This is a genomic window from Streptomyces sp. NPDC001348, assembly GCF_053597535.1.
The window spans coordinates 1-26,654 of record NZ_JBSFIK010000004.1; the positions used below are offsets into that span (position 1 = coordinate 1).

A 26,654-nucleotide genomic window follows, 5' to 3' on the forward strand; every position below is an offset into this window, starting at 1 on the left:
CTTCGGACAGCGTGATCTCCACAGCTGAAGGCCCGGGATGAGACATGACAACAGGGTAGTAACTAACCCTCAGAATTTCTGGCGCATCACACTAGTGCCGCATCAGGCAACGTTCGCCCTGTTCACGACCTCGCGGAGGCGTTCGTCGGCGGCACGCTTGTTCCGCCAGATGATGTAGCGGCGGATCATGCTGCCCTGCTCCTTCTGGCTGGCGTGGTCGGTGCCGCCCAGCGTGAAGTAGCGCAGGGCGGTGAACTGGGCTTCGATGCGGTTCAGCCAGGAGCTGTTGGTCGGCGTGTAGGCGAACTCAACGTTGTTGGCCGCGGCCCAGTCGCCGACCCGGGTGTCCTTCTTCGCGGTCAGGTGCGGGGAGAAGTTGTCGAGCACGATCGCGACGCGGGTCCTGGACGGGTAAAGGCTGCGCAGGTAGCAGCAGAACTCCAGGAATCTCGTCCGGTTCTTCTTCGGCTTGATGTGCCCGTAGAGCTTGTCCTTGCCCAGGTCGTAGGCGGCGAAGAGGTGCCGGACCCCGTGCGGGCGGGTGTAGGTCGCCCGCTGACGCGGCATCGGTTCCCGGTCGGGGTCCTTGTGCTTCCCGCCGCGCTCGGCCCATTGCCGTCCGGGATGGTGCTGGAGGTTGAGCGGGCCGAACTCGTCCAGGCATAAGACGATTTCGGGATCGCCGTCCTCGGGTATGACCTCGCCGTCGGCGATCGCGTAGAGCTGCTCGACGCGGGCCTTCTTGGTCGCGTAGTCGGGGTCGCGGGAGGTCTTCCACGTTTTTATGCGTTAAAAGGACACGCCCTCCTCGCGGAGCAGGACCCGCAGGCCCTCGTGGCTGATGTCGTCGACCACCCCCTCAGCGACCAGGAAGTCGGCCAGCTTCACCAGGCTCCAGGTCGAGAACGGCAGGCCGTGCTCGGCCGGCCTGGACTTGGCGATCTTCTTGATCTCCCGCCGCTCAGGCAGGGTGAACGTCCTCGGCCGGCCGCCCTTGTACTTCGGGTAGAGCGAGGCGAAGCCGTCGGCGTTGAGTTGTGGACTACGTCCCGGACCCGGTCCGGGCTCGTGAAAGTCACCTCGGCGATCTTCGTCACGGGCATGCCCTGCGCGGACAGCAGGACCATCTGGGCCCGCCGCCAGGTCACCACTGAGCCGGTGCCCCGGCGGATGATCCGCAGCAGGCGCTGTCCCTCATCGCTGTCGATCTCGCGGATCCGCACTGGCTCTGCCACCGGCACGTCTTTCGGGAGAGGAGGCGTCCGGGTGCAGAACGGGCGCGGTGCCTGCGGGTGCGGTGTCAGGCCAACGTCTCCCGGAGCCAGGCCCTTTCGGCGTGGCTGGTGGCGCGGGCGATGGTGAGCATGCCGCGCCGGTAGGGGTCGTCGATGGAGTCGGCGCCCAGTAGGCGGTCACCGTCGTGGAAGAAGCTCGCGGGCTGTTCCAGGAAATCAAGTCGCCGACGCAGTACCGCGTGCTGATCAGCGGTGTCGGGCAGGTGAGACAGGAAGGCCAGGACCGTGAAGTATCGGGTGCTGTCACTGATGTCCAGGCCGTTGGCATCCCGCAGTCGGCGCAGCAGCTCGCAGTGGCCGGCATTGGTCAGGCTCAGAGTGAGCCGCTGAGCGGCCGAGGAGCCCGGTTCGGTCCGCCGGTCGAGCAATCCGGCGCTGACCAGCCGGTTGATCGCCGGGTAGAGGCTGCCGTCGCTGACCGGCCGGGCATGGCCAGACAAGTGCTCTATCCGGTGGCGCAGTTGATAGCCGTGCAGCGGTCCCTCGGCCAGGAATCCCAGGATCGCGAGTTCGAGCATGCTGCTACTCTCGCACATCGAAACGAGGTACCTCGAATCGAGGCAGGAGTCAGCATGACATACACCGAGGAATGGGTGATCACACGGGCGCGCAACGCTTACGAGCGTGGCCGAGCATCGTTCGACATACGGCCTGAACGGGCGGCACTGCTGGTGATCGACATGCAAGACGAATTCGTCCGGCCCGGCTGGAGTCCCTACTGGGTGCCCGCAGCCACCCGGATGGCGCCCCGGTTGCACCAACTGGTCGAAGAATGCCGGGCGACCTCCGTCCCGGTGATCTGGACCATCTTCGACGACACCCATCTCGGACTGGACCGTCCGCACGCCTTGCGGTTCCTCCCGCATGCCGACACCGACTGGCGCCGACCGGGCCCTACCGAGGTGTGGGCCCCGATGGGCCGCCGCCCCGACGAGGTCGTCATCCGCAAGCCCTCCTACGGGGCGTTCTACGACACCCCGCTCGATACGATGCTGCGTAACCTCGACCGCGACACGGTCATCGTCACGGGAACGCTCACCAACTACTGCTGCGGCACCACGGCCCGGCAGGCATACGAACGTGGCTACAAGGTCGTCTTCGGCTCCGACGTCACGGCAACCGACGACGAGTCCCGGCAAGAACCTGAACTCGCAGTCCTGCGCAAGGGTTTCGCCCTCGTGCTGAGCGCAGAAGAGATCACCAACCGACTGACCTCAGTCACCCCGGCACGAGAGGACGAACAGCGGGCCAACGTTGCCTGATGCGGCACTGGATTTTTACGACCGCCGGGAAGGGGCCGGCCGTGAAAGCGGGGGGACGAGCGGGATGACCACGCAGTCGGTGAAGGTGAATCCTGGGACAACGAGCGTGCCGGTACCGGCCCCCGGCCAACGCGTCACGGTTCGCCACCGCCCTTGGGTGGTCACCGACGTCGTCCGCTCGACCGCCACCAGCGACGACCCGGCGCGTGCCGCCGAGGCCATCCCCACCCACCTGGTCAAGCTGTCCTCCCGGGAGAGCGACGGCCGGGACGAGGAACTGCGGGTCGTGTGGGAGCTGGAGCAGGCGACGGACGTCCACGACGCCTACGAGCTGCCGTCTCCCGAGAACGGCTTCGACGACCCCGGACGGCTCGACGCCTTCCTGGACGCGGTGCGCTGGGGCGCCATCGCCTCCGCGGACAAGACCGCGCTCCAGGCTCCGTTCCGCTCCGGCGTGGAGATCCAGGACTACCAGCTGGACCCGGTGGTCCGCGCCCCCTCCCTGCCCCTTACGAACCTGCTGATCGCCGACGACGTCGGTCTCGGCAAGACGGTCGAGGCCGGCCTGGTGATGCAGGAGCTGATGCTGCGGCACCGCGCCCGGTCCATGGTGATCGTGTGTCCCGCCGATCCGACGAGACCCAGCGCCTGCAAGTAGCAGGAGAGACAATGGAGTCAGCCCAGCGCACTGCCATGGCCACCATGGGAATCGGCCTCACTTCGCTGTACAAGCTTGTCCACGCTGAGTCCGAAGCCGCCCCCACCATTGAGGCAATCCGCAAAGCGCACATCGAGGTGGACCAAGCCGGCGCCGAGGCGTACGACTGGACCGATCTCGATCTAAAACATGGTTTCCACACGGCTGGGCAAGGCGATCGCTTCACCATCGCACCCGAGGTCCAGAAGGAGCTTCGGGACAGCCTTCTGGAGCTGAACCACGCCCGCTACAAGGAAGAACTGGACAAGGGGCTGCACACGCCGGAGGCCAAGCGGCGGCGGGCCGCAGCTCGTAAGGCCAAGGCACAGGCGCGGGCCGCCACGCGCAGCCCCCAGCAAACGACCGAGGGCTTCGCCGACGACGGTCTGTTCCCCAAGCCCGACGCGTTGTTCTGACCTACGGCAAAGGCGCCCCGATGCCGGTGACACCCTGGCTCGGGGCGCGCTGTTGAGGCGTCAGCCTTGCACGGCGTAGGGCACGAAGTCTGCCCAGGCCTGGGGCGTGAGTGCCAGACGGGTACCTTCGACGTTTTTGGAGTCACGCACATGTACGGTGCCAGGGGTGTTGGCGACCTCGACGCAAGAGTCACCTTCGCTACTGCTGCTGTAGCTGCTCTTGAACCACGCCAGGTCAGAGGCCTCCTCGGCCGAGGTGTTCCGGATCATGTCTCCCCCAGCAGTTGCTCAATGAAGGCGGCCGACTCACGCGGCGTGAGGGCCTGAGCCCGGATGATGCCATACCGCAGTTCGAGGATACGGAGCTGCCTAGGCTCGGTAACCGGTCGGCCGTTGGCTACTGCTGGTGAACGCCCAACCATCGAGCCATCCTCGAACTTCAGCACCTCGATCCCGCCAGCCAGTCCGGCGTGCTCCTCGCGATCCATGGGCATCACCTGAAGCTCGACGTTCCGCAACTGTCCCATTTCCAGGAGGTGCTCAAGCTGGTGAAGCAACAGCTCCCTCCCGCCGAGCGGACGCCGAAGTGTCCACTCCTCCAGGACGAAACTGAGCTCAGGCGCCGGTTCCCGCTCGAACACCGCCTTGCGGCTTACTCTCGCGGCAATGAACCTCTCAACCTCGTCCTCGGTGTATGCAGGGCGCCGCATCAGGAGCAACCCACGTGCATAGGCGGGGGTTTGCAGCAATCCGTGGATGTTCAGCGGGTCATAGAGCTGAAGCTCGACCGCCCTGGCCTCCATCTGCGCCAGGTCCCGAACCTTCTTCGGGTACCGGACTCTCTCCACATCCTCCTTCATCGCCGCGAGTAACCCACCCGCCCCCAACACCTCGTCCGCCCTGTCCAGGAACTCAGGCCGAGGGATCCGCTTGCCGCCCTCAAGCTTGTAGATCATGTCCTCGCCGTAGCCGACGGCCTTCCCGAACTCGCCGGCCCTCATCCCCACAGCCTCACGCCGCAGCCTCAACTGCCGTCCCACCGTGGCGATAACGGCAATGCCCCACTCATCGTCCGGGTCCACCTCCCACCCCGGCCCATCCACCTCACCCTTGAGCTGCCGCACCTCTCCATCGACCGACATCCCGCGCTCCTCCGTCGTACCGCCGTGCCGCAACGTCCTGCCGTAGGACCAGTTCAGACAGCCCGGACAACAGCCGACAAACCTCGAACAGTCACCCTACGTATCAGCACTGTCACTATTCACGGTAAGCACGCACCACCACGCTCAGTCACGTGAACAGCGAAAAGTCCACCCAACTTCTCTCGCCCGCCGACCACTTCAGCGTGCTCCTGTCACCCACACCACGCGTCGCCCGACTTCTCGCCACGGAGTGGATGCGCACCCGCGACCTGCCCCACCGCGTCACCGAGGCCGCCGAACACCTCGTCGCCGAGCTCGCCGCGAACGCCGCCACCCACGGCCGGCTCCCCGGACGTGACTTCCGCCTCGCCCTGCTGGCCCGCCACGCGGCCCTCCGCGTCGAGGTCACGGACACCCGGGGTGACAACCTCCCCTGTCGCCGTCCCCCACCCCCGACGGCGAGTCAGGCCGAGGCCTTCTCCTCGTCGACGCCCTCTCCGACCGCTGGGGCGTGAAGCTCGGACCGGTCCCCCGCAAGACCGTATGGGCGGAACTCGACCTATCGCGCACCTGACCAGCGGAAACGGCACACGCACCGGAGTACGACCGCGTGTGCTCCGGTGCCGTCGGCGGTCTTAACCAAGGACCACGAGAGGGAAAGAACCCGAACCAAGCCCCACCCCTCCCGCCCACGGCGCACGCTCGGCACACGCTCACTCGGGTGGGTGAACATCACCGGCTCGGCTGGATTCCTGACGGGTCGTCTGGCTTACGCTCAGCGCAACACGACACAGCACGACCCCCAGACACACGACGGCCCTCGCCGGGACTGGCATCCCACTGCGAGGGCCTGACCACCTAGGAAGTCGACACCTTCCCGATGGATACCCAGAACACTAGCGTGCGCCCGCGCGTCCGGTCCCGTAACAGCGGGAAAAACCACCCCCACGCGCACCCCAGCGGCGTCATCCACGACAACGCCCGCCACACCACGCGCTTCACCGTGATCGGCAACCACCTCACGCAGCACCCGGACCTGTCGTTGCTCGCGATCGGACTGGCCTGCCACATCCAGTCGCTGCCCACCGGCTCCCCCGTCGACATCAAGTCCCTCACCGCCCGCTTCAAGGAGGGGCCCACCCGGATCGCCGACGCCCTGAACGAGCTGGAGGACCACGGCTACCTGCGCCGTACCCGCGAACGCACGGAGAAGGGCCGCATCGTCACCCGTACGGTCTCCTGCAACCAGCCGGGCCGGCACCGCGACCGCGACGCGTCCGAACAACCCGCACCCAGGCCCCCGGCCCGCCGCGCGGCCACCGCCCCGCAGCAGAAACCCGCACGCCGCCGGGCCCTCCCCGCCGTACCGAAGCCCGCGTACATCTCTCCCGCCCTCCTCCAGACGGCCACCGAAGTCCTCACCGGCTTGCGCCGCATGGACACCCGCCTGCTGCTCTCCGCCACCGACGCCGAACACCTCGCGCCCGGCGTCGTCGCCTGGCTGGAGCGGGACCTCACCCCCACGGCCGTACGCCACGCCCTGACCAGCGACCTGCCACCCGAGCCCCTGCGCCGCCCGGCCGCCCTCCTGGCCCACCGCCTCACCGCCCAGCTCCCACCGCTGCCGCCCTTCCGCGCCCCCGAACCACCCCCGCCCGCCCGTCACCCCGTGCGCAACTGCGACACCTGCGACCGCGGCTACCGCGGCCCCGACCCGCACAACTGCCGGGACTGCCTCGAACCGCGGCAACCACCGCCCACGGCCACCTGACGAGTCGGCCCCGACCCTGCGCCCGCCTGCGATCAGCGCCCGTCCCTTGTCACCTCACCTCACGGGAATCCCCATGGTCAGCTCGCCCCACGAGGCGATGCACCGCATCTTCCAGCAGTACCCGGGCCTCTTCTCCGGAGTGGCCGAGGTACTCGGCATCGACTTCCCCCCGCCGACCTCGTTCACCGTCCTGCCCAACGACCTCACCGAGACCAGCCCCGTCGAACGTCGTGTGGACACCCTCGTGCGGCTGGAGACGGAGGACGACGAACCGCTGCTCCTGGCGGTCGAGTCCCAGGGCGGGAAGGACCCGGACAAGCCCGCCAGCTGGGCTTACTACGCCTCGTACCTGCTCACCAAGTACCGGCTGCAGCCGATGCTGCTGGTCGTCTGCCAGGACCACGCCACTGCGGAATGGGCCGCGCGCGAGGTCAGCTTCGGCCCACGCCAGTGGCCCCTGCTGACCCTGCGGCCGCTGGTCGCGGGACCGCACAACATGCCGGTCATCACCGACCCGGCCGAAGTCCGCAAGGATCTCGCCGTCGCCACGCTGGCCGCGATCACCCACGCCAAGAATCCGGACGCCGGGGCCATACTCAAGTCAATGACGACCGTTCTGCGGGACACCCCGCAGAGCATCGCCAACCCGATCATCGAACTCATCGCACAAGGCCTGGGCAAGCACCCAGCCGCACAACTGTGGAGGAAACTGGTGGCCGTGGACCTCTCCTTCTACAAGTCCCCCCTGTCCGAGGAAATCCGCGACGAAGGCCGAGCCGAAGGCGAGGCGCGTCGCGCCGCCGAGGACGTCCTGGACGTCCTGGACGTGCGCGGCATCGACGTCCCCGAAGCGGTCCGGGAACGCATCACCGGCTGCGGCGACCCCGAGACCCTGCGCCACTGGCACCGGCGCGCCGTCACCGCCCCGGCAGCCGAAGCGATCTTCGACGATGAGTAGCGAATAGGTAGCCGTGGACCTCTCCTTCTACAAGTCACCCCTGTCCGAGGAAATCCGCGACGAAGGCCGAGCCGAAGGCCGAGCCGAAGGCGAGGCGCGTCGCGCCGCCGAGGACGTCCTGGACATCCTGGACGTGCGCGGCATCGACGTCCCCGAAGCCGTCCGGGAACGCATCACCGGCTGCGGCGACCCCGAGACCCTGCGCCACTGGCACCGGCGCGCCGTCACCGCCCCGACAGCCGAAGCGATCTTCGAAGACGAGTAGCGCCGGCGAACCAGGGCCCGAGAAGCCACCGTCCGCTTCCCGGGCCCCGTGACTCTCGCGTCCGCGTCCGCTAGTTCAGCACCCCGGCCCCCGTAGTAGTCGCCAGCGACGTAGGCAGGTTCTTCGCCGACGTCTCCAGCCCCGCCGTGAGCGTCGGCGTCCAGTTCACGGTCGTCTTGATCTTCTTCGAGTTCTCGGCGTTGTACGCGGCCACCAGGTCGGTCACCGTACCGTTCACCAGGTTGCCGCTGCCCGCGACCGAGCCCGTGCCGTCACCGCTCAGCAGCTTGGAGACCTTCTGGCCGGCGGGGATCCTCCAGTAGTTGTCCTCCGCGACGACCTGCGCCTTCGCGCGGGAGTTGATGCTGTACTGGAGTACGTAGCCGTTGACCGTCGCGGTGTCGTAGAGGTTGTTGTAGAGGTGCACCTGGCCGATCCGGGCCAGGGGTGCGCGCTGCACGATGCCCTTCCACACGTTGTGGTGGATGGAGACGTGCAGCTTGCCGGTGCTGTCGGTGTCGCTGCTGCCGATGAGCATCGTCTTGTCGTGGTTGGTGAACTGGTTGCGTTCGACGGTCACCAGGTCCGAGCCCTTGGTGATGTCGAGGGCGCCGTCGTGGATCTGGTATTCGCGGCCGAAGTACTTCGGGTTGGCGCTGTCGAAGTGGGCGGCGTCGGTGAACGTGTTGTGGTCGGCCCAGACGTGGGTGGCCCCGCGCAGGGTGACCGAGTCGTACTCCGAGTTCCAGTTGCCGTCGTCGCCGTCGGTGGGGTCCCACTGCGGGAAGCAGTCCTCGGTGGCGGAGAAGGTGAGGTTGCGGACGATGACGTTGTCCACGCCCTGGATCTGGAGCATGCCGCCGGTGATCCCGGCCTTGGTGCCCGGCACACCGACGATGGTGGTGTTGGCCGGCACCTTGAAGGTGATGTTCCTGGCCTGCTTCGTCTGGGCGGCACCCCTGGCCTTCTCCTGGGTGCCGGAGGGCAGCTTGGAACGGCCGTAGGTGGCGGGGTCGAACGCCTTCAGGTAGGCGGAGAGCGAGTAGCCGGTGCCGGACGCGTAGTCCGCGCAGGTCAGTTTCTTCCCCGAGTCGTCGGTGTTGGCGTCGATGGTCCCGCTGACCTTGATGATCCGGGGCGTGGTGTCGGACGCCGACCCCAGCGCCTTCACCAGCTGCGCGCGGGTGCCGACGGTGAAGATGTGCGCCGAGTCGGCCTTCGCCCCGCCGGTCGTACCGGCCCCGGAGGACGCCCAGCCGTCCTTGGCGGCCAGCGTCTGGTGGTACAGGTCGGTGCCGGTGGCGTTCGCGTTCATCACGAAGAAACCGGCACCGGCAGCGGCGGCCACGGCGGCGGCGGAGACGACGAGGACGCGCCGCGTACGGAGGGACCGGCGGTGCGAGGGGCGCTGCGAAGGGGATGCCACGGAGGATCCTTACGTGCGGGAACGGCTTACGACTCGTCAGTGGCCGTGCGCCACGCGAAAGTTGCCGCCGGTGGGGAAAACTTTCAGGGTGAACCTGTCGCACCTCCCCCAGCCCGGAGCAGAGGCCCACCTCCGCCTCCTCGCCGACGTCTTCGCCGTGGCCGCGCCCGTTCCGCCAGTGCTGGCCGGCGGCTATGCCCTGCAGGCGCACGGCCTGCTGCAGCGCCCGCACGCCAACGTCGACCTGGCCGTCGAGAGCACCGAGCCGATGGAGCGGATCGCCCGCGCGCTCGGCGACGCGCTCACCGCCCGGGGCCGTGAGGTGACGCTCCGGGACGCGGACCCGCTCTCCGCCCACCTGTCCGTCACGGACCCGCAGACGGGCGCGCCCGCCACCGCTCTGGCCCTGCACAAGGAGACCTTCTGGAGCCCGCCCGTCCCGACCCCCTTCGGCCCGGCACTCTCTCTCGACGACGCCGTGGGTACGAAGATCCGGGCCCTCTACGACCGCGGGCTCGCCGTCGACCTGATCGACGCGCGAGCTGCCTCCGCCCACTTCAGCCGGCCCGAACTGGAGGAACTGGCCCGCCGCCACGCCCGGGACGAGTTCGACCTGCCCACCCTGCAAAGCCGCCTGGAGGGCATGGACTACTACGCGGACTCGGCGTTCACGGCGTACGGACTGACGGGAGACGAGGTCACGGAGGTCCGTGCCTGGGCTCTGGCCTGGTCGACGGACATCGCCGAGCGACTGCTGGAGGAGGGGGCGTCCCCGGACGAGCCGGAGGAGTGAGGTGCGCGGCGCACGGTGCGGCCTCCCTCGTCGTCTCGTCCCTGACGACAAGGGAGGCTCGCGGTCGAGGTCAGCTCGCCGAGGCGGAAGGTGACGCCGACGAGGTGGGACGGGGGCCGGGCCCGCCCTGGCCGTCGTGCGTCGTGCTGGGGTCGACGCCCAGGGTCAGATGGGCGCGTACGCCCCGGGCGATGTGCTTGCGGTCGTACTTCAGGTAGAGGAGGCCGCCCTCGTGCCCGTTGTCCGGGTAGATGGTGTCCTCGTCGAGGGTGGTGCGGGTCATGGTGTTGGTGGAGTACGGCTCCACCGACTCGGTCAGCAGCACCGACTTCTCGTCGAAGAAAAGCTGGCCCGTGTGGCAGGTGTGGCCGCCCTCGTAGCCGGCGTCCGTCCACTCGCCGTCCACGTGCACCTTGACGTGGATGTGGACGCAGCGGCCCTGGTACCAGCCGGGGAAGACCGTCCTGAAGGTGACGAGGCCGTGCCGGTCGGTGTGCCAGGTGCCGCGCAGGAAGCGGTCGTTGTCCGTCGGTTCCTGGTGTCCGCCGCCGCCTGAGCCGGGACCGCCGGTGGGGGGCTCGCCGGTCGGGGTGCCGGTCGGGGTGCCGGTCGGGGGCTCGCCCGTGGGGGCCGGGCCGCCACCGCCGCTGCCCATCGCCTCGTAGCCCGAGTAGACGCCCACGGCGTTGCAGTGCCAGATGTCGACGGCCGCGTTCCTGAGCGGCTCGCAGGTCTCGGAGTCGATCACCTTGAGGGTGAGGGCCAGGGGGATGCCCTCCTGGTCCTCGGTGACATTCCGGCGGATCTTGTCGGCGTCTATGTAATACGGCCCCTCGACCAGCTCGGACGTGAGCTTGTAGCACGCGTCGCCCGTGGCCTCGGAGGTCGCCTCGTCCGCAGAGGCGCTCGCCGCCAGGGTGCCGGCGACACCCAGAGCGGCCACCGTCGCACCACCGGCGACCAGGACCTTGCGACGGGTCAGGTCTGCTCGGGCTGAGCCCTGTTCGTTGTCTGCCATGGGCCGGGAAGCTAGGTGAGAAGCCTGTCAGCGACCTGGGAAAACGTCACGGACCCGTCAGTCACACGGCGGAAGGGCTCGAAACCGACGCCGGTTTCGAGCCCTTCTTGCCCGTCTGTGCCTTACTTCGGCTGCGGCTTGCGCACCGTGAGGTGCAGCTCCTTCAGCCGTGCCTCCTCCAGCTCGGTCGGCGCGCCCATCATCAGGTCCTGGGCGTTGCCGTTGAGCGGGAAGGCGATGGTCTCGCGGATGTTGGGCTCGTCGGCCAGCAGCATGACGATGCGGTCGACGCCCGGGGCGATGCCACCGTGCGGCGGGGCGCCGAAGCGGAAGGCGCGCAGCATGCCGGCGAACTTCTCCTCGACGGTCTCCCGGTCGTAGCCCGCGATCTCGAAGGCCTTCAGCATGATCTCCGGCTCGTGGTTCCGGATCGCGCCGGAGGACAGCTCGACACCGTTGCAGACGATGTCGTACTGCCAGCCCAGGATGTCCAGCGGGTCCTGGGTCTCGAGCGCCTCCAGGCCGCCCTGCGGCATGGAGAACGGGTTGTGCGAGAAGTCGATCGCGCCGGTCTCCTCGTCCTTCTCGTACATCGGGAAGTCGACGATCCAGCAGAAGCGGAAGACGTTCTCCTCGAAGTGCCCGGCCCGCTTGGCGGCCTCGACCCGCACCGCGCCCATGATCTTGGAGACCTCGTCGAACTCGCCCGCACCGAAGAAGACGGCGTGACCGGCCGACAGGGACAGCCGCTTGGTCAGCTCGGCGACGTTCTCCTCGGTGAGGAACTTCGCGATCGGGCCGGTCAGCGAGCCGTCCTCGGCGACACGGACCCAGGCCAGGCCCTTCGCGCCCAGCGTCACCGCGAAGTCGCCGAGCTGGTCGAAGAACTTGCGGGGCTGCGCGGAGACGTCCGGCACCGGCAGCGCGCGCACGTGCTTGCCCGCGAAGGCCTTGAACTCCGAGCCCTCGAAGACGTCGGTGATGTCCACCAGCTCGAGCTGCGCCCGCAGGTCCGGCTTGTCCGAGCCGTACTTCAGCATCGCCTCGCGGAACGGGATCCGCGGGAAGGGCGACGTGACGTGGCGGCCGCCCCCGAACTCCTCGAACAGCTCCGTCATCAGCTGCTCGATCGGCCGGAAGACGTCCTCCTGCTCGACGAAGCTCATCTCGACGTCGAGCTGGTAGAACTCGCCCGGCGAGCGGTCCGCGCGGGCGTCCTCGTCACGGAAGCAGGGCGCGATCTGGAAGTAGCGGTCGAAGCCGGAGATCATCAGCAGCTGCTTGAACTGCTGCGGGGCCTGCGGCAGGGCGTAGAACTTGCCCGGGTTCAGGCGGGAGGGCACGACGAAGTCGCGGGCCCCCTCGGGGGAGGTGGCCGACAGGATCGGCGTCGCCATCTCGTTGAAGCCCAGTGCCGTCATCTTGTGCCGGATCGCCGAGATCACCGCCGTGCGCAGCATGATGTTGCGGTGCATGCGCTCGCGGCGCAGGTCCAGGAAGCGGTACTCCAGGCGCCGCTCCTCGTTGACCCCGTCCTCGGTGTTGATGGTGAAGGGCAGCGGCTGGGCGGCACCCAGCAGCTCGACCTCGCCCACCTCGACCTCGATCTCACCGGTCGGCAGGTCGGGGTTCACGTTCTCGGTTCCACGTGAAACAACCTTGCCGTCGACGCGGACCGTCGACTCCTTGGAGACCTTGTCGAGGGCCTCGTAAGCAGGCGTGCCGGGGCGGGCGACCAGCTGCGTGATGCCGTAGTGGTCGCGCAGATCGATGAAGAGGATGCCGCCCAGGTCGCGCCGATTGTGCAGCCAGCCGCTCAGCCGGACGTCGCTGCCGACGTCAGAGGCGCGGAGCTCGCCGCAGGTGTGGGACCTGTACCGATGCATCGTCGTTCATCCAGTCTTCGCGGATCGGGAATCTCCGGGGCCCGGTGCCCGGACCTCCCAAGGGTACCGGCCACCCCGAGATCGGCTCCCCACCATTAAGAGAGGCACACACCGTCGGGCGGGGAGGCGCGCGCCGAGCAGGGGAAGTCAGTCACACGTCCTTCGGGTATTCGACGGCGGTATGGGTGGCAGTCACGGATCGCCTCTTCCTAAAGTGGGGCAATGCGCACTGGCGAGGCCCTGCCCGCCGCAGGGGAGGTCCTCGCCGCCCTCGCGACCGGCATGTGGCACTGGAGCACCGGCAACGGACTGGTCACCGTGGACGCGGAAGCGGCAAGGCTGCTCGGGCTGCCCGCCGAGCGGACCACCCTCACCGAGGCCCAGGCACGCGCCCGGCTCCATCCCGTCGACTGGAACGAGATCACCGGGGTGATCCAGCTCGCGGTCGCCGAGGGCACACTCGCCGAAGTACGCGTCCGGATCATGGACGAGCACGCCCGTGTCGTCCGGATCGTGCGCAGCCGCTCCAAGCCGTCCTTCGACCAGGTGAAGAAGGCCTACGAGGTGATCGGCACCCTCCAGGAGGTCACCGAGCCGAGCCCGGGCACCCCGGCGGGCCGCCGCACGGTCACCGGTGACTGGCGCCGCTCCCGGGAGGCGTTCCTGCTGGACGCGGGCCGGGCGCTGGCCGAGGCGCGGTCCACGGCGGAGGTGCTGCGGGTCGCGGACGGGCTGGCCATGCCGGGTTTCTCACCGGACCGGCTCGCGGTGTTCGGCGTCCAGGGCGACCGGCTGACGATCATCGGGCAGCACGGGAAGCGGCCCGGTGACGACGGGCCCTTCACCCAGATGCCCCTGGAGACCGACTATCCGGCCGCCGAGGTGGTGCGGACCGGCCGTGCCGTCTATCTCTCCTCCCCCGCGGACTACAAGTCCCGCTACCCGGTGGCCTGGCCGCTCGCGCAGCACTTCGGCCGGCAGTCCTGGGCGTTCCTGCCGCTGACCGTGGCCGGCCGCACGATGGGTGCCTGGATGGCGGCCTTCAGTCACCCGGTCGCCTTCACACCGGACGAGCGGTCGGTGCTGACCACCGTGGCCCGCATGCTCGCCCAGGCCCTGTCCCGGGCCGGGGTCGCGGACTCGGAGCGGGAGCTGGCCGAGGGGCTGCAGCGTTCCATGCTGCCGTCGCTGGGCCCGAGGATCCCGGGGATGTGCGTCGCCGCCCGTTACATCCCGACCGGGGGCGGGCTGCAGGTCGGCGGTGACTGGTACGACCTGATCCCCCTGCCCGGCGGCCGGTTCGCCCTGGCGATCGGTGACGTGCAGGGCCATGACGTAAGGGCGGCCGGGCTCATGGGGCAGCTGCGCATCGCCCTGCGCGCGTACGCCGCCGAGGGCCACCGCCCGGACGCGGTCCTCTCGCGCGCCTCGCGCTTTCTGCACGGGGTGGCCGGCGACGGGGCGGACGCGCGGTTCGCGACCTGTCTGTACGCGGAGGCCGACCCGGCGACCGGCGCCCTGGAGATCGCCCGCGCCGGGCATCCGGACCCGGCGATCCGGATGGCGGACGGGACCGTGATGACACGGCCGACGGCGGGCGGGCTGCCGCTCGGCATCGACCCGGACGCCGACTACCCGACCACGCGGTTCACCCTCGAGGCCGGCGAGACCATGATGATCTGCACCGACGGCCTGATCGAGGCCGGCGGGCACGACATGGAGACCGGCTGGCGGCGTATCCGCCGCATCCTCGAGGGGCACCTCCCCGACCCGGACGGCGACGACCTGGAGCCGCTGGCCGACGCCCTGGTGCAGGCGGTGCACGGACCGTCGGGAAGCCGGCGCGAGGACGACATGGCGGTGCTGCTGCTGTCCCGCACCACTGAGGGTGTCCGGCCGGGAACGGCGCTGCGGCCCCGGGTGCGCCGCACCCTGATGTCGGTGGCGCAGGCCGAGCCGGAGCGGATCGCCGAGGCCCGCCGGCACGTACGGGAGCTGCTGCACGACTGGACCTCGGCCGACCAGGTCGACTCCGCGGCCCTGCTGGTCTCCGAGATGGTCACCAACGTCCTGGTGCACACCGACGCCGACGCGCTGCTGCTCGCCGAGGTCACCGGGGAGAAGGGCGAGCGCCGGCTGCGGGTGGAGGTCACCGACGTCGGCGACGACCTCCCGCACCGGCGCCGTCCCGGCGAACTGGCCTCCTCCGGCCGCGGCCTGCTGCTGATCGAGCTGCTCGCGGACGCGTGGGGGGTGGATCCGCGCGGCGAGGGCAAGAGCATCTGGTTCGTGCTCAGCGAGGGAGCGTGACCGCCCGGGCGGGTCGGCGACGCAACCGCACCCGGGCTCTCGCTTGGTCGGCTCAGCCCCGCGGGCCGCTCTCCGTCATGCCGTGCACCGCCGGGATCGTGCCGAGGCGGCCCTTCTGGAAGTCCTCGAAGGCCTGCTGGAGCTCGTCGCGGGTGTTCATCACGAACGGGCCGTAGTGGGCCATCGGCTCACGGATGGGCTGTCCGCCGAGGAGGACGACCTCGAGGTCGGGGGTGTGGGAGTCCTGCTTCTCGTCCGCGCGGACCGTCAGGGAGCCGCCGCTGCCGAAGACCGCCGTCTGGCCCAGGTGGACGGGGCGGCGGTCGGGGCCGACCGAGCCGCGTCCGGCCAGTACGTACGCGAGGCCGTTGAAGTCCTCCCGCCAGGGCAGGGTGATCTCCGCGCCCGGCGCGAGCGTCGCGTGGATCATGGTGATCGGCGTGTGCGTGATGCCGGGGCCGGCGTGGCCGTCCAGTTCACCGGCGATGACCCGCAGGAGCGCGCCGCCGTCGGGGGTGGTCAGCAGTTGGACGTTGCCGCCGCGGATGTCCTGGTAGCGCGGCGGCATCATCTTGTCCTTGGCCGGCAGGTTCACCCACAGCTGGAGCCCGTGGAAGAGACCGCCGGACATGACCAGGTGCTCCGGCGGGGCCTCGATGTGCAGCAGGCCCGAGCCGGCCGTCATCCACTGGGTGTCGCCGTTGGTGATGGTGCCGCCACCGCCGTTGGAGTCCTGGTGGTCGAAGATGCCGTCGATGATGTAGGTGACGGTCTCGAAGCCGCGGTGCGGGTGCCAGGGTGTGCCCTTGGGCTCGCCCGGCGCGTAGTCCACCTCGCCCATCTGGTCCATCATGATGAACGGGTCGAGGTAGCGGTAGTTGATCCCGGCGAACGCCCGGCGCACCGGGAAGCCCTCACCCTCGAAACCGCTGGGCGCGGTCGTGACGGCGAGCACGGGACGTGCCACGGCCTCCGCGGGCGCGGTCACCCGGGGCAGCGTCAGCGGGTTCTCGACGGTCACTGCAGGCATGTCGGTACCTCCTTGTGCGGCCACTTTAGTTGAGCATTGAACTTTCTGCCACCGAGAACAGAGAAGGCCCGGCGGGAATTCCCTCCGGGCCGTCGGGTGCCGTTCGAGTGGCCGCGCAGGTGGCCGCGCAGGCCGGCGAGGAGCTGTCAGCCGTTACACGGCCGTCAGCCGTACATACGGCGCATCGCGAACTCCACCATCTGCTCGACCGCCTTCGCGTCGAAGACCATGCGGTGCTCGCCCTCCATGTCGAGGACGAAGCCGTAGCCGGTCGGCAGCAGGTCGATGACCTCGGAGCCGGTGATGACGAAGTACTTGGACTCCTTGCCCGCGTACCGGCGCAGCTCCTTGAGGGAGGTGAACATCGGGATCACCGGCTGCTGGGTGTTGTGCAGGGCGAGGAAGCCGGGGTTGTCACCGCGCGGGCAGTACACCTTCGAGGTGGCGAAGACCTGCTGGAAGTCCTCGGCGGCCATCTGGCCGGTGGTGAAGGCGCGCACGGCGTCCGCGAGCGAGGGCGGGGACGGCTCCGGGTAGAGCGGCGGCTGCTGGCCGTACCCGCCGAGGCCGCCGGGCTGCTGCGGCGGGGCGTACTGCTGCTGAGCGCCGCCCACGTTCTGGTCGTAGCCGTACATGCGCGTAAGAGTACCGAGACAGCCCGCCGCGCATCAGGGCCGTCAAGGGTTCGAGGGCCGTTTCCGGGCGCGGACACGTAGACCCTTCTCACACTTGACCGGCGGGGCTTGCTTCTTATTACCGGCGGGTAGCATCATCGTAGCCACTTGTTGGTACGTGAACCAGATGCGAGGAGCCAGTGCCTCGCCGAGTCCTATACGGAGCCGTCACCATGGGGCACTACAAGTCCAATCTCCGCGACATCGAGTTCAACCTCTTCGAAGTGCTCGGCCGCGACAAGCTCTACGGCACCGGCCCGTTCGAGGAGATGGACACGGACACCGCCAAGAGCGTTCTGGAGGAGCTGACCCGGCTCGCCGAGAACGAACTGGCCGAGTCCTTCGCGGACGCCGACCGCAACCCGCCGGTCTTCGACCCCGAGACGAACACCGCGCCGGTCCCGGCGTCGTTCAAGAAGAGCTACAAGGCCTTCATGGAGTCCGAGTACTGGCGCCTCGGCCTGCCCGAGGAGATCGGCGGCACGACAGCTCCCCCGTCCCTGATCTGGGCCTACGCGGAACTGATCCTCGGCGCCAACCCGGCCGTGTGGATGTACTCCTCCGGCCCCGCGTTCGCCGGGATCCTCTTCGACGAGGGCAACGAGGTCCAGAAGAAGATCGCCCAGATCGCGGTCGAGCGGACCTGGGGTTCCACGATGGTGCTCACCGAGCCCGACGCGGGATCCGACGTGGGCGCCGGTCGCACCAAGGCGATCCAGCAGGAGGACGGCTCCTGGCACATCGAGGGCGTGAAGCGCTTCATCACCTCCGGTGAGCACGACATGGAGGAGAACATCCTCCACTACGTCCTCGCCCGTCCCGAGGGCGCCGGCCCCGGCACCAAGGGCCTGTCCCTCTTCCTCGTCCCGAAGTACCTCTTCGACTTCGAGACCGGCGAGCTCGGCGAGCGCAACGGCGTCTACGCCACCAACGTCGAGCACAAGATGGGCCTGAAGGCCTCCAACACCTGCGAGATGACCTTCGGCGACCGCCACCCGGCCAAGGGCTGGCTGATCGGCGACAAGCACGACGGCATCCGCCAGATGTTCCGCATCATCGAGTTCGCCCGGATGATGGTCGGCACGAAGGCGATCTCCACGCTGTCCACCGGCTACCTCAACGCGCTGGAGTACGCCAAGGAGCGCGTCCAGGGTCCGGACCTGGCGAACTTCATGGACAAGACCGCGCCCAAGGTCACCATCACCCACCACCCCGACGTGCGCCGCTCCCTGATCACGCAGAAGGCGTACGCCGAGGGCATGCGCGCCCTCGTCCTCTACACCGCCTCGATCCAGGACGCGATAGCCGTCAAGGAGGCCGCCGGCGAGGACACCTCCGCCGAGCACGCCCTCAACGACCTGCTCCTGCCGATCGTCAAGGGCTACGGCTCCGAGAAGGGCTACGAGCAGCTCGCCCAGTCGCTGCAGACCTTCGGCGGCTCCGGCTTCCTGCAGGAGTACCCGATCGAGCAGTACATCCGCGACGCCAAGATCGACACCCTGTACGAGGGCACCACCGCGATCCAGGGCCAGGACTTCTTCTTCCGGAAGATCGTCCGCAACCAGGGCGCCGCGCTGAACTCCCTCGCCGAGGACATCAAGAAGTTCCTGGCGCTCGGCACCGGCGGCGAGGAGCTGGCGGGCGCCCGTGAGCACCTGGCCAAGGCCGCGGTCGAGCTGGAGGCCATCGTCGGCCTGATGCTCACCGACCTCGCGGCCACCGAGCAGGACGTCAAGAACATCTACAAGGTCGGCCTCAACAGCACCCGTCTGCTGCTGGCCTCCGGTGACGTGGTCGTCGGCTACCTGCTGCTCAAGGGCGCCGCGGTCGCCGCCGAGAAGCTGGAGACCGCCTCCGCCAAGGACAAGGCCTTCTACACCGGCAAGATCGCCGCGGCGAAGTTCTTCGCGGCCAACGTCCTGCCGGGCGTCACCCTGGCCCGCAAGGTGGCCGAGGGCGTGGACCTGGACCTGATGGAGCTGGACGAGGCCGCGTTCTGATCCGGCCGTCCCGTCCTTCCTGAACAGTCGCGAGGGCCCGCTCCCGTAGGGGGGAGCGGGCCCTCGTACGTCGTTAAGGTGAAGACTATGAGCGCACCAGCCCGCTTCGACCGCGGCCACACCGACGACCTGATGTCCTTCCTCGCGGCGAGTCCCTCGCCGTACCACGCCGTGGCGAACGTCGCCGAACGGCTGGAGAAGGCCGGCTTCAGGCAGGTCGCGGAGACGGACGCCTGGACGGAGACGTCAGCGGCCGGCGCCGCGGGGACGCACGGCGGCAAGTACGTGCTGCGCGGCGGCGCGATCGTGGCCTGGTACGTCCCCGAGGGCGCGGCCGCCCACACCCCCTTCCGGATCGTCGGCGCGCACACCGACTCCCCCAACCTGCGGGTCAAGCCGCAGCCGGACGTCGGGGCGCACGGCTGGCGCCAGGTCGCCGTCGAGATCTACGGCGGGCCGCTGCTGAACTCCTGGCTCGACCGCGACCTGGGGCTCGCCGGGCGGCTGACGCTGCGCGACGGCTCCACCCGCCTGGTCAACATCGACCGGCCGCTGCTCAGGGTGCCCCAACTGGCCATCCACCTCGACCGGACGGTGTCGTCCGAGGGCCTCAAGCTCGACAAGCAGCGGCACCTGCAGCCGGTGTGGGGCCTCGGCGGCGACGTGCGCGACGGCGACCTGATCGCCTTCCTGGAGGCGGAGTGCGGGCTGCCGGCGGGCGAGGTGGCCGGCTGGGACCTGATGACGCACTCCGTCGAGCCGCCGGCCCACCTCGGCCGGGACCGCGAGCTGGTCGCGGGCCCGCGCATGGACAACCTGCTGTCCGTGCACGCGGGCGTGGCCGCCCTGGCGGCCGTCGCCGGCTCCGGTGAGCCGCTGCCCGCCATCCCGGTGCTGGCCGCCTTCGACCACGAGGAGAACGGCTCCCAGTCGGACACCGGTGCGGACGGGCCGCTGCTCGGCACGGTGCTGGAGCGTTCGGTGTTCGCGCGCGGCGGCGGTTACGAGGACCGGGCGCGCGCCTTCGCCGCCACCGTCTGCCTGTCCTCCGACACCGGCCACGCGGTCCACCCCAACTACGCGGAGCGGCACGACCCGACGCACCACCCGCGCGTCAACGGCGGCCCGATCCTCAAGGTCAACGTCAACAACCGCTACGCGACGGACGGTTCGGGCCGTGCCGTGTGGGCCGCCGCCTGCGAGAAGGCGAACGTCCCCTTCCAGAGCTTCGTCTCCAACAACTCCATGCCCTGCGGCACCACCATCGGCCCGATCACCGCGGCCCGGCACGGCATCCGCACCGTCGACATCGGCGTGGCCATCCTGTCCATGCACAGCGCCCGCGAACTGTGCGGCGCGGACGACCCGTACCTGCTGGCGAACGCGCTGGGGGCGTTCCTGGAGGGCTAGGGGGTGTCGCCCCCTCGCTCACGAGGCGCAGTTGACCTGGTCGGCCGTCTGTTTCGGGACCGAGGGGGGCTTGGCGGTACCGGTGACGGGGATGCCGGCGCCCTGGAAATCGGCGCCGAGTCGCAGCACCATCGCCCGGCTCCCCTGATCGCCGGCCCCGCTCCCGCCCGGCTTCAGCGCATCGGCCGGAAGGCCCATGAGGTCGGCGAGCTCGCGCGCCTGGGCGGCCTGGGCGGGGGCGTACTCCAGGGTCGTCTTCGGCTGGTGCGTGCCGGTGTTGCCGAGCTGACTGGACATGGTCACGCCCTGCTGTGCCCGCAGCCAGGTGAGGGTGGCCTGGGCGGAGCCGACGGGGGCGCCGGCGTTGTAGAGGTTCACCCGGACGTCACCGGGTGCCGACCGCGGGCCCTTGAGCCTGGCGGCCACCTGGTTCCTCTGCCGCTTCTTCGCGTCGGTGAACGAGACATCGTTCCTGATCATGGAGAAGACCTGCCGGGCGGGGCCCTCCTGCACGATGACCGTCTTGTGGACCGGGCCGTCGGCGGGATTGTCCCGGACCGGCAGGGTGAGGAAGCTGATCTTCTTCGGCGGCACCTTCTTCAGCTCCAGGGCCACGTCCTTGAGCGTGGTGATGTGCCCGATGCCCTTGTCCACCGTGAGCGACTTGGTCGCGGTCTCCGCCAGCTCGATCAGCCGGTTCGGCCGGGTGAGCGTGGAGTCGGACTTCATCTTCCGGAACAGGGCCCCGAGGAACTGCTGCTGGACCTTGATGCGGTCCAGATCACCGGAGTTGCCCCAGCTGTAACGGGTTCGGACGAAGGCCAGAGCCTGCTCGCCCTGGATCTTCGCGGGACCCGAGGGCAGGTTCAGATGGGACTTCTTGTCGTGCACGGCGTGCGCCAGGCAGACGTCGACTCCGCCGACGGCTGCCGTCAGGGTCTTCACGGCGTTGAAGTCGGCCATCATGAAGTGGTCGACCTTCAAACCGCCGGCGAGCCGCTCCACGGTGCGTACGGTGCAGCCGGGGTCGCGGCCCAGCTGGCCGAGGCTGGTGTTGAAACGGTCGCTCCTGGTCCCGGGTATGACCTTGGTCGAGCCGTCGGGCTGCTTGGTCGGGCAGTCCGGTATCCCGGTGATCAGGTCCCGGGGGATGCTGAGCGCGGTGGCGTTCGTCCGGTCCTCGGAGACGTGCAGCAGGATGTTGGTGTCCGCGTGCCCGACGCTGTGGGCGTCACCGTAGCCGGAGTCGCCCTTGCCCTGCCGTTTGTCGGTGCCGATCACCAGGATGTTGAACGCCTTGTCCTTGCTGAAGGAGTCGCTGGTGGCGCCGGCGGTGTCCGTGGTGCTGATGTTGCCGTCGAGATGTTCGAGGTAGAGATAGCCGCCGACGGCACCGGCGGTCACGAGGAACACCAGGGTGCCGCTGGTCCACAGCAGCACCCTCTTTCCGGTGGACCTCTTCTTGACTTTGCGCTGGGCACGGGCACGGCCCGGCGCACGGCGAGGGCCGGGAACCCCCCGCTCGCCCGCGACGTCCGGTTCGGACCGCCGCGGGGCGGGCACGGCCGACTGCTCGACGGGCGCGGCGGGGCGTAACTCGTACTCGCCGGTCTCCGGGTTGCGTACCCACTGGTCCGCGGGGTCGGCATCGTCTCGATCCGCAAAGCCTGATGTGTCCACGCCGTCACAGTATCCACACAGATCACCGGAAGTCGCCCATCGTGACACTTGCCACTTCCGTACAACCCTTCGCGGCACAGCGGGAGTTGACAGACGACTTCCGATCACCCGGCCCCGGCTGCTCCTCCGGGCCGGCTGCTCTTGCCAGGACCGGGACCGGTCCGCGGATCACCGGTACCGGTAGCGGATCCGGCCACGGGTGAGGTCGTAGGGGCTGAGTTCCACGAGCACCCGGTCGTACGGAAGGATCTTGATGTAGTTCTTCCGGATCTTCCCGCTGATGTGCGCGAGCACCGTATGCCCGTTCTCGAGCTCCACCTTGAAGGTGGCGTTGCGCAGGCACTCGACTACGGTGCCCTCCACTTCCACGCCGCCTGCTTGCTTTGTCATGCTTCCTCTTCTCTTCGGGGATGTGGCGACTGTCAGCGGCGGACGAGCTCCAGGGTGCCACCCGCCCGCCGGGCGCCGATGCCCTCGAACAGGGCGGTGGCCGCCGCGTTGGACTCGTCCACCTCGGCCCATGCCGAAGTGGTCCCGGAGCGGTGCAGTGCATCCAGCGCGTGGGCCAGCAACGCCCGGGCGATGCCCCGGCGGTGCATGTCGGCCCGGACGGCGATCAGCCCGATCCGCGGCTGCCGGGTCCGCGTCGCCATCCGGATCAGTCCGACGTACTGGCCACCGTGCAGCGCCACCGCGTACTTCGACGGGTCGAGAACGGTGGTCCCCACCAGGCAGGGCAGCACCTCGGCGGGCATCGTGCGCCATCCGACGGTGGCCTCGACCTCGTCGCGGATGACGCGGTCCAGGGCCCGCAGCGGGCCCTCCTCCGCCTGCCCGGCCGGCACGATCGTCACGTCTGACCGGTGCCGTACTGAGCCGAGCCCGGTGGCCTGCGGGTCGGTGGGCACGAGATAGCCCGACTCGCGGCGTGCGGTGGCGAAGCCGGCCCGCTCCCAGGCGGACCTCGAGTCGTGGTCGGCTTCGTCGACGACGGTGTACAGCGGTGTCGGAAGGTCCGTCAGCATCGCGTCGGTGATGCGGTCGAACACCGCGTCGTGCCATGCGTCGACGCTGATGAAGAGCCGCCCGTCGGGACGGTGCGAAGCATTGCCGCGGCCGACCGTCCGGTCGTCCTCCAGGGCGTGCCACTGCGTGTCCGAAACCCGCGTGACCACGACCACGTGGTTGCCCGTGCCCGAAGTGAACTGCACAGGGTTCGAGTTCATAGGTGTTGCCTCTCAGGAGTGCCTTGTCCGAGGCGCTCCCGGCGACACCTACGTCAACCGCCCACCGTGACCGAACAGGGGGAGCACCCACACCACTACAGCCTTCATGGGTCTCACCTCCTCGCGTTCTCTCACGGCCGCCCAGACACTACCAGCGAGGGTCGGGCGGCCCAACCCATTTACTGCCGGGCGCCGCATGCCGGTTGACAACGGGGGTACCCGCAGTTGCGGACCGGAACGGCCGGTCCGGACAGGAGGCGACAGTCATGGGCCTCGGCGGGTGCATCATCCTCATCGCCGTGGGAGCCATCCTCACGTTCGCGACCGACTTCCACATGAACGGCGTGAACGTTCACCTGGTCGGTTTCATTCTGATGATCGTCGGACTGATCGGGGTCGCGACGTTCGCCAGCATCGCGCGGCGCAGGCGGCTCGTGGTTCCGCCCCCGACGACCACGGTCGTCGAGGAGGAGCGGCACCACCATCACCACGGCAGCGGTTACAGCGACGGGTACGGCGTCTGACTCATCGCGTACAGATCACCGCATACAGATCACCGCGTACGTCACGCACGGGACAAGCGGGTGCTCACGGACAAGCGGCGACATGCGACGACATCCTTGAGCATTCCGTTACCGGAACCATCTTGTCGGGTTGTGTGGAATTCGTGAACACTCGGGCTCGCTGAAGGTCTTGAGGGGACGGCGCCCAGCGCCCCTGCCCCCCGGTACCACGACGGGGGGCTCCCGCTGTGCACCTGGCCGCACCGTCCCGACGCGTGCCACGACACGCCGCCCGCCGCGCGCACGCCGCCGCGGAGGCACCGGCCGACAGCCCCCGGCTGGCGGCTCTCATCCCCGCTCACAACGAGCAGGACCGTATCGCCGCCGCGATCGACGGGCTGTGGAAGCAGACACGTCGCCCGGACCTGATCATCGTCGTCGCGGACAAGGGCACCGACGACACCGCCACGATCGCCGCCGCCCTCGGCGCCCAGGTCTTCCACACCCGGGGCAACACCCACAAGAAGGCGGGCGCCCTGAACCAGGCCATCGCCTGGGTACTGCCGCACCTGGACGACCGCGGCCTGCTGCTGGTGCAGGACGCCGACACCGTCCTCAACCCGTGGTTCACCGAGACCGCCGTGGCCACCTTCAACCGCAAGGTCGGCGCCGTGGGCGGCGTCTTCTACGGCGAGGACGGCGGCGGTCTCCTCGGCCTGCTCCAGCGCATGGAGTTCCACCGCTACGCCTGGGAACTGGACCGCTCCGGCGGCAAGGCCCAGGTGCTCACCGGAACCGGCACCATGTTCCGCGCGCGTGTACTGCGCGAGGTACGGGCGGCACGCCGGGCCGGCGTGCTCGGCGGCGGCAACGGCTGCTCACAGCATGGCGATGATGGTGGCGGCCACCACGCTGGTGGCCGCCGGGGTGGCGCTGTTCAAGCTGGCGCCCCGCCCGCGCCGCCGCTAGTGGGCTGCGTTCGGCTGCCCCTCGTCCATCCCGGCGAGGACGAGCGGCAGCCGGTCCGCCCCGCCCTCGGTGATACGGATTGGGACGCCCCAGTCCTGCTGGTGGACGTGGCAGGCGGGGTACTCGTTCGCAGGGTCGTCATCGCACGACGCCGCCATCGCGGAGACGTGCAGCACGCCCTCGGTGACCTCCGGGTCGAGCTCCAGCGTCCGGGACAGGTCCGTGTCCGCGCCCTCGCCCTTCAGCAGCAGCCCGGGCGGGGTGGCGGAGACCAGCAGGCGGGTGGACGGCCCGTAGCGGGTGTCCAGTTTCTGGCCCGCCGGGGCCTGGAAGACGACGTCCAACCGCAGCGCGCCCGGGGCGACTTCGGTCGCCGCGCGCTGGGTGCGGTGGGCGACGGACTCCACCCGCACCGCCTCCTCCGGCAGCCGGAGCCGGGTCAGCCGGTGCCGGGCGGACTCCACGACCACGATGTCCTCGCCGACCAGCACGGCGTCGCTGGGCTCGCGCAGGTCGGTGGCGAGGGTGGTCACCTCGCCGGTGGCCGGGTCGTAGCGGCGCAGGGCGTGGTTGTAGGTGTCGGCGACCGCGACGGAGCCGTCCGGCAGCGCGGTCACACCCAACGGGTGCTGGAGCAGGGCCTGTTCGGCGGCGCCGTCGCGATGCCCGAAGTCGAACAGCCCGGTGCCGACGGCGGTGTGCACCTGGCCTTCGAGGTCCACCCAGCGCAGCGCGGAGGTCTCGGAGTCGGCGAGCCACAGCCGGTCGGCGGTCGCCGCGAGCCCCGAGGGCTGCGCGAACCAGGCCTCGGCACCCGGCCCGTCCACCAGGCCCTCGTTGGTCGTACCGGCGGTGACGGCGACGGTGCCCTCGGCCGGGTCGTACGCCCACAGCTGGTGCACACCGGCCATGGCGATCCACACCCTGCCGCCGAACACCGCCACGTCCCAGGGGGAGGACAGGTCGACCTCACGGGCCGGACCCGAGGTCGGTGAGCCCTGCCACCACTGCTTCCCGGTACCGGCGAGGGTCGTCACCTCCCCGGTGGCGAGGTCGAGGCGGCGCAGGGCGTGGTTCACGGTGTCGGCGACGACCACGCGGTCCCCGCCCTCGAGCAGCGCGAGCCCCTGCGGCTCGCTGAAGGAGGCCTGCTCGGCGCTTCCGTCGGCGAACCCGCGCCCGCCGGTGCCGATGCGCCGTACGACGGTCTCCCCGTCCGCCTCCAGCTCCACCAGCTGGTGCCGGGTGGTGTCGCTGACCAGGAAGTTCCCGCTGGGCAGCAGCAGCGCCTTGCCGGGGAAGCGCAGGCTCGTCGGCTGCGGCTCCGGCGCCACGTACGGCCCGTCACCGCGCCGCAGGGTGCCCTTCGCCTCGTGCTCGGCCTCCAGCTCGGTCACCAGCCGCTCGATGGCGTGCGCGTGCCCCTCACCGGCGTGCTGTGCGACGACGTACCCCTCCGGGTCGATGACGACCAGCGTCGGCCAGGCCCGCACGGCGTACTGCTTCCAGGTCGCCAGCTCGGGGTCGTCGAGCACCGGATGCTCCACCCCGTACCGCTCCACGGCGTCCACGACCGCCTGGTGCTCGGCCTCGTGCACGAACTTCGGGGAGTGCACACCGATGATCACGACGGTGTCCCGGTGCTTCTCCTCCAGCTCGCGGAGCTCGTCGAGGACGTGCAGGCAGTTGATGCAGCAGAACGTCCAGAAATCCAAGAGGACGATACGTCCCCGCAGGTCGGCGAGGCTGTACTGCTGACCCCCGGTATTCAGCCAGCCTCCCTTGCCGACCAGCTCGGGGGCACGGACACGGGCGCGGCGGGGTGCGGGTGAGGCGGCGTTCATGAGATCCAGGGTGCCATGCCGGGTCGTGCCTCATTCGCCCTGGTAGAGCCGGTCGAGACCGTGAGTTCCGACCACTCCT

Annotated in this window: 23 protein-coding genes and 4 pseudogenes; 14 read left to right on the forward strand and 13 right to left on the reverse strand. The window is 69.4% G+C overall.

What is annotated here, in order from left to right; translation table 11 throughout:
• Window positions 1-102: 102 nt before the first annotated feature.
• Together ACWC21_RS05140 and ACWC21_RS05145 are read right to left on the reverse strand one after the other, a co-directional pair.
• Window positions 103-1,235, reverse strand: a pseudogene (locus ACWC21_RS05140) (IS630 family transposase).
• A gap of 65 nt (window positions 1,236-1,300) precedes the next feature.
• The gene (locus tag ACWC21_RS05145) at window positions 1,301-1,813 is read right to left on the reverse strand and encodes a PadR family transcriptional regulator (protein WP_450878298.1); all 513 of its coding nucleotides are present in this window, start codon (window positions 1,811-1,813) and stop codon (window positions 1,301-1,303) included.
• A gap of 54 nt (window positions 1,814-1,867) precedes the next feature.
• Here ACWC21_RS05145 and ACWC21_RS05150 point away from each other — a divergent pair, with 54 nt between their 5' ends.
• The 3 genes from ACWC21_RS05150 (at window position 1,868) to ACWC21_RS05160 (ending at window position 3,670) form a co-directional block, all read left to right on the forward strand.
• Window positions 1,868-2,557 (forward strand): cysteine hydrolase family protein, encoded by a 690-nt coding sequence (locus tag ACWC21_RS05150; protein WP_450878300.1) that lies wholly within the window; start codon window positions 1,868-1,870, stop codon window positions 2,555-2,557.
• Between the two features lie 157 nt (window positions 2,558-2,714).
• A complete protein-coding gene (locus ACWC21_RS05155) occupies window positions 2,715-3,215 on the forward strand; it encodes a hypothetical protein (RefSeq protein WP_450878302.1) in 501 nt (166 codons plus the stop codon).
• Window positions 3,216-3,226: 11 nt separating this feature from the next.
• Window positions 3,227-3,670, forward strand: a complete 444-nt coding sequence (locus ACWC21_RS05160; RefSeq protein ID WP_450878304.1) for a hypothetical protein — start codon at window positions 3,227-3,229, stop codon at window positions 3,668-3,670.
• A 60-nt stretch (window positions 3,671-3,730) separates the two neighbouring features.
• Here the strand turns inward: ACWC21_RS05160 and ACWC21_RS05165 are convergent, their stop codons facing one another.
• Both ACWC21_RS05165 and ACWC21_RS05170 read right to left on the reverse strand, forming a co-directional pair.
• Window positions 3,731-3,940, reverse strand: coding sequence for a DUF397 domain-containing protein (locus tag ACWC21_RS05165; protein WP_450878305.1), 210 nt, complete (start codon window positions 3,938-3,940; stop codon window positions 3,731-3,733).
• Window positions 3,937-4,812, reverse strand: a complete 876-nt coding sequence (locus ACWC21_RS05170) for a helix-turn-helix domain-containing protein (RefSeq protein ID WP_450878306.1) — start codon at window positions 4,810-4,812, stop codon at window positions 3,937-3,939. The genes ACWC21_RS05165 and ACWC21_RS05170 overlap by 4 nt, the downstream gene beginning before the upstream one ends.
• 152 nt (window positions 4,813-4,964) lie before the next feature.
• On the opposite strand from ACWC21_RS05170, the pseudogene ACWC21_RS05175 reads away from it, so the two are divergent.
• From ACWC21_RS05175 to ACWC21_RS05190, 4 genes and pseudogenes are all read left to right on the forward strand, one after another.
• A pseudogene (locus tag ACWC21_RS05175) lies at window positions 4,965-5,386 on the forward strand (ATP-binding protein).
• Window positions 5,387-5,692: 306 nt separating this feature from the next.
• Entirely contained in the window at window positions 5,693-6,583 is an 891-nt protein-coding gene (locus ACWC21_RS05180; protein WP_450878308.1) for a helix-turn-helix domain-containing protein, read from the forward strand.
• Window positions 6,584-6,656: 73 nt separating this feature from the next.
• A complete protein-coding gene (locus tag ACWC21_RS05185; protein ID WP_450878310.1) occupies window positions 6,657-7,541 on the forward strand; it encodes a hypothetical protein in 885 nt (294 codons plus the stop codon).
• Between the two features lie 7 nt (window positions 7,542-7,548).
• A pseudogene (locus ACWC21_RS05190) lies at window positions 7,549-7,806 on the forward strand (hypothetical protein); the annotation flags it as partial.
• Window positions 7,807-7,876: 70 nt separating this feature from the next.
• On the opposite strand, the gene ACWC21_RS05195 reads toward ACWC21_RS05190, so the two are convergent.
• Complete coding sequence (locus tag ACWC21_RS05195; protein WP_450878312.1) at window positions 7,877-9,232, reverse strand: pectate lyase family protein; 1,356 nt, start codon at window positions 9,230-9,232, stop codon at window positions 7,877-7,879.
• Window positions 9,233-9,320: 88 nt separating this feature from the next.
• Between ACWC21_RS05195 and ACWC21_RS05200 the strand changes: the two genes are divergently transcribed.
• A complete protein-coding gene (locus tag ACWC21_RS05200) occupies window positions 9,321-10,025 on the forward strand; it encodes a hypothetical protein (protein WP_450878314.1) in 705 nt (234 codons plus the stop codon).
• A 70-nt stretch (window positions 10,026-10,095) separates the two neighbouring features.
• Here ACWC21_RS05200 and ACWC21_RS05205 read toward each other — a convergent pair whose 3' ends face one another.
• Window positions 10,096-11,043: a dioxygenase family protein gene (locus tag ACWC21_RS05205; RefSeq protein ID WP_450878316.1), complete on the reverse strand. Its 948-nt coding sequence runs from the start codon at window positions 11,041-11,043 to the stop codon at window positions 10,096-10,098.
• A 122-nt stretch (window positions 11,044-11,165) separates the two neighbouring features.
• Window positions 11,166-12,929, reverse strand: a complete 1,764-nt coding sequence (aspS, locus tag ACWC21_RS05210) for an aspartate--tRNA ligase (protein ID WP_450878318.1) — start codon at window positions 12,927-12,929, stop codon at window positions 11,166-11,168.
• Window positions 12,930-13,151: 222 nt separating this feature from the next.
• Between aspS and ACWC21_RS05215 the strand changes: the two genes are divergently transcribed.
• On the forward strand, window positions 13,152-15,239 hold the full coding sequence (locus ACWC21_RS05215) for a SpoIIE family protein phosphatase (protein ID WP_450878320.1): 2,088 nt from the start codon (window positions 13,152-13,154) through the stop codon (window positions 15,237-15,239).
• Between the two features lie 52 nt (window positions 15,240-15,291).
• Here the strand turns inward: ACWC21_RS05215 and ACWC21_RS05220 are convergent, their stop codons facing one another.
• Complete coding sequence (locus tag ACWC21_RS05220) at window positions 15,292-16,269, reverse strand: pirin family protein (protein ID WP_450878322.1); 978 nt, start codon at window positions 16,267-16,269, stop codon at window positions 15,292-15,294.
• A gap of 164 nt (window positions 16,270-16,433) precedes the next feature.
• Entirely contained in the window at window positions 16,434-16,904 is a 471-nt protein-coding gene (locus tag ACWC21_RS05225; RefSeq protein ID WP_388792695.1) for an SseB family protein, read from the reverse strand.
• A 212-nt stretch (window positions 16,905-17,116) separates the two neighbouring features.
• Between ACWC21_RS05225 and ACWC21_RS05230 the strand changes: the two genes are divergently transcribed.
• On the forward strand, window positions 17,117-18,943 hold the full coding sequence (locus ACWC21_RS05230) for an acyl-CoA dehydrogenase (protein WP_450878324.1): 1,827 nt from the start codon (window positions 17,117-17,119) through the stop codon (window positions 18,941-18,943).
• Window positions 18,944-19,030: 87 nt separating this feature from the next.
• Window positions 19,031-20,353 (forward strand): M18 family aminopeptidase, encoded by a 1,323-nt coding sequence (locus tag ACWC21_RS05235; protein ID WP_450878326.1) that lies wholly within the window; start codon window positions 19,031-19,033, stop codon window positions 20,351-20,353.
• Between the two features lie 18 nt (window positions 20,354-20,371).
• Here the strand turns inward: ACWC21_RS05235 and ACWC21_RS05240 are convergent, their stop codons facing one another.
• From ACWC21_RS05240 to ACWC21_RS05250, 3 genes are all read right to left on the reverse strand, one after another.
• Window positions 20,372-22,033: an LCP family protein gene (locus ACWC21_RS05240; protein WP_450878328.1), complete on the reverse strand. Its 1,662-nt coding sequence runs from the start codon at window positions 22,031-22,033 to the stop codon at window positions 20,372-20,374.
• Window positions 22,034-22,201: 168 nt separating this feature from the next.
• Entirely contained in the window at window positions 22,202-22,423 is a 222-nt protein-coding gene (gene infA, locus ACWC21_RS05245; protein WP_450878330.1) for a translation initiation factor IF-1, read from the reverse strand.
• A gap of 32 nt (window positions 22,424-22,455) precedes the next feature.
• A complete protein-coding gene (locus tag ACWC21_RS05250) occupies window positions 22,456-23,259 on the reverse strand; it encodes a GNAT family N-acetyltransferase (protein ID WP_450878332.1) in 804 nt (267 codons plus the stop codon).
• Between the two features lie 266 nt (window positions 23,260-23,525).
• Here ACWC21_RS05250 and ACWC21_RS05255 point away from each other — a divergent pair, with 266 nt between their 5' ends.
• The 3 genes and pseudogenes from ACWC21_RS05255 to ACWC21_RS05265 all read left to right on the forward strand — a co-directional run bounded on the left by ACWC21_RS05255 (window position 23,526) and on the right by ACWC21_RS05265 (window position 24,731).
• Window positions 23,526-23,783 (forward strand): DUF6458 family protein, encoded by a 258-nt coding sequence (locus ACWC21_RS05255; protein WP_450878334.1) that lies wholly within the window; start codon window positions 23,526-23,528, stop codon window positions 23,781-23,783.
• A 254-nt stretch (window positions 23,784-24,037) separates the two neighbouring features.
• Window positions 24,038-24,562, forward strand: a pseudogene (locus tag ACWC21_RS05260) (glycosyltransferase); the annotation flags it as partial.
• 16 nt (window positions 24,563-24,578) lie between these two features.
• The gene (locus ACWC21_RS05265; RefSeq protein WP_450878336.1) at window positions 24,579-24,731 is read left to right on the forward strand and encodes a hypothetical protein; all 153 of its coding nucleotides are present in this window, start codon (window positions 24,579-24,581) and stop codon (window positions 24,729-24,731) included.
• Here the strand turns inward: ACWC21_RS05265 and ACWC21_RS05270 are convergent.
• Window positions 24,728-26,575 (reverse strand): thioredoxin-like domain-containing protein, encoded by a 1,848-nt coding sequence (locus ACWC21_RS05270; RefSeq protein ID WP_450878338.1) that lies wholly within the window; start codon window positions 26,573-26,575, stop codon window positions 24,728-24,730. The two genes, ACWC21_RS05265 and ACWC21_RS05270, sit on opposite strands and share 4 nt — an antisense overlap.
• Between the last annotated feature and the right edge of the window lie 79 nt (window positions 26,576-26,654).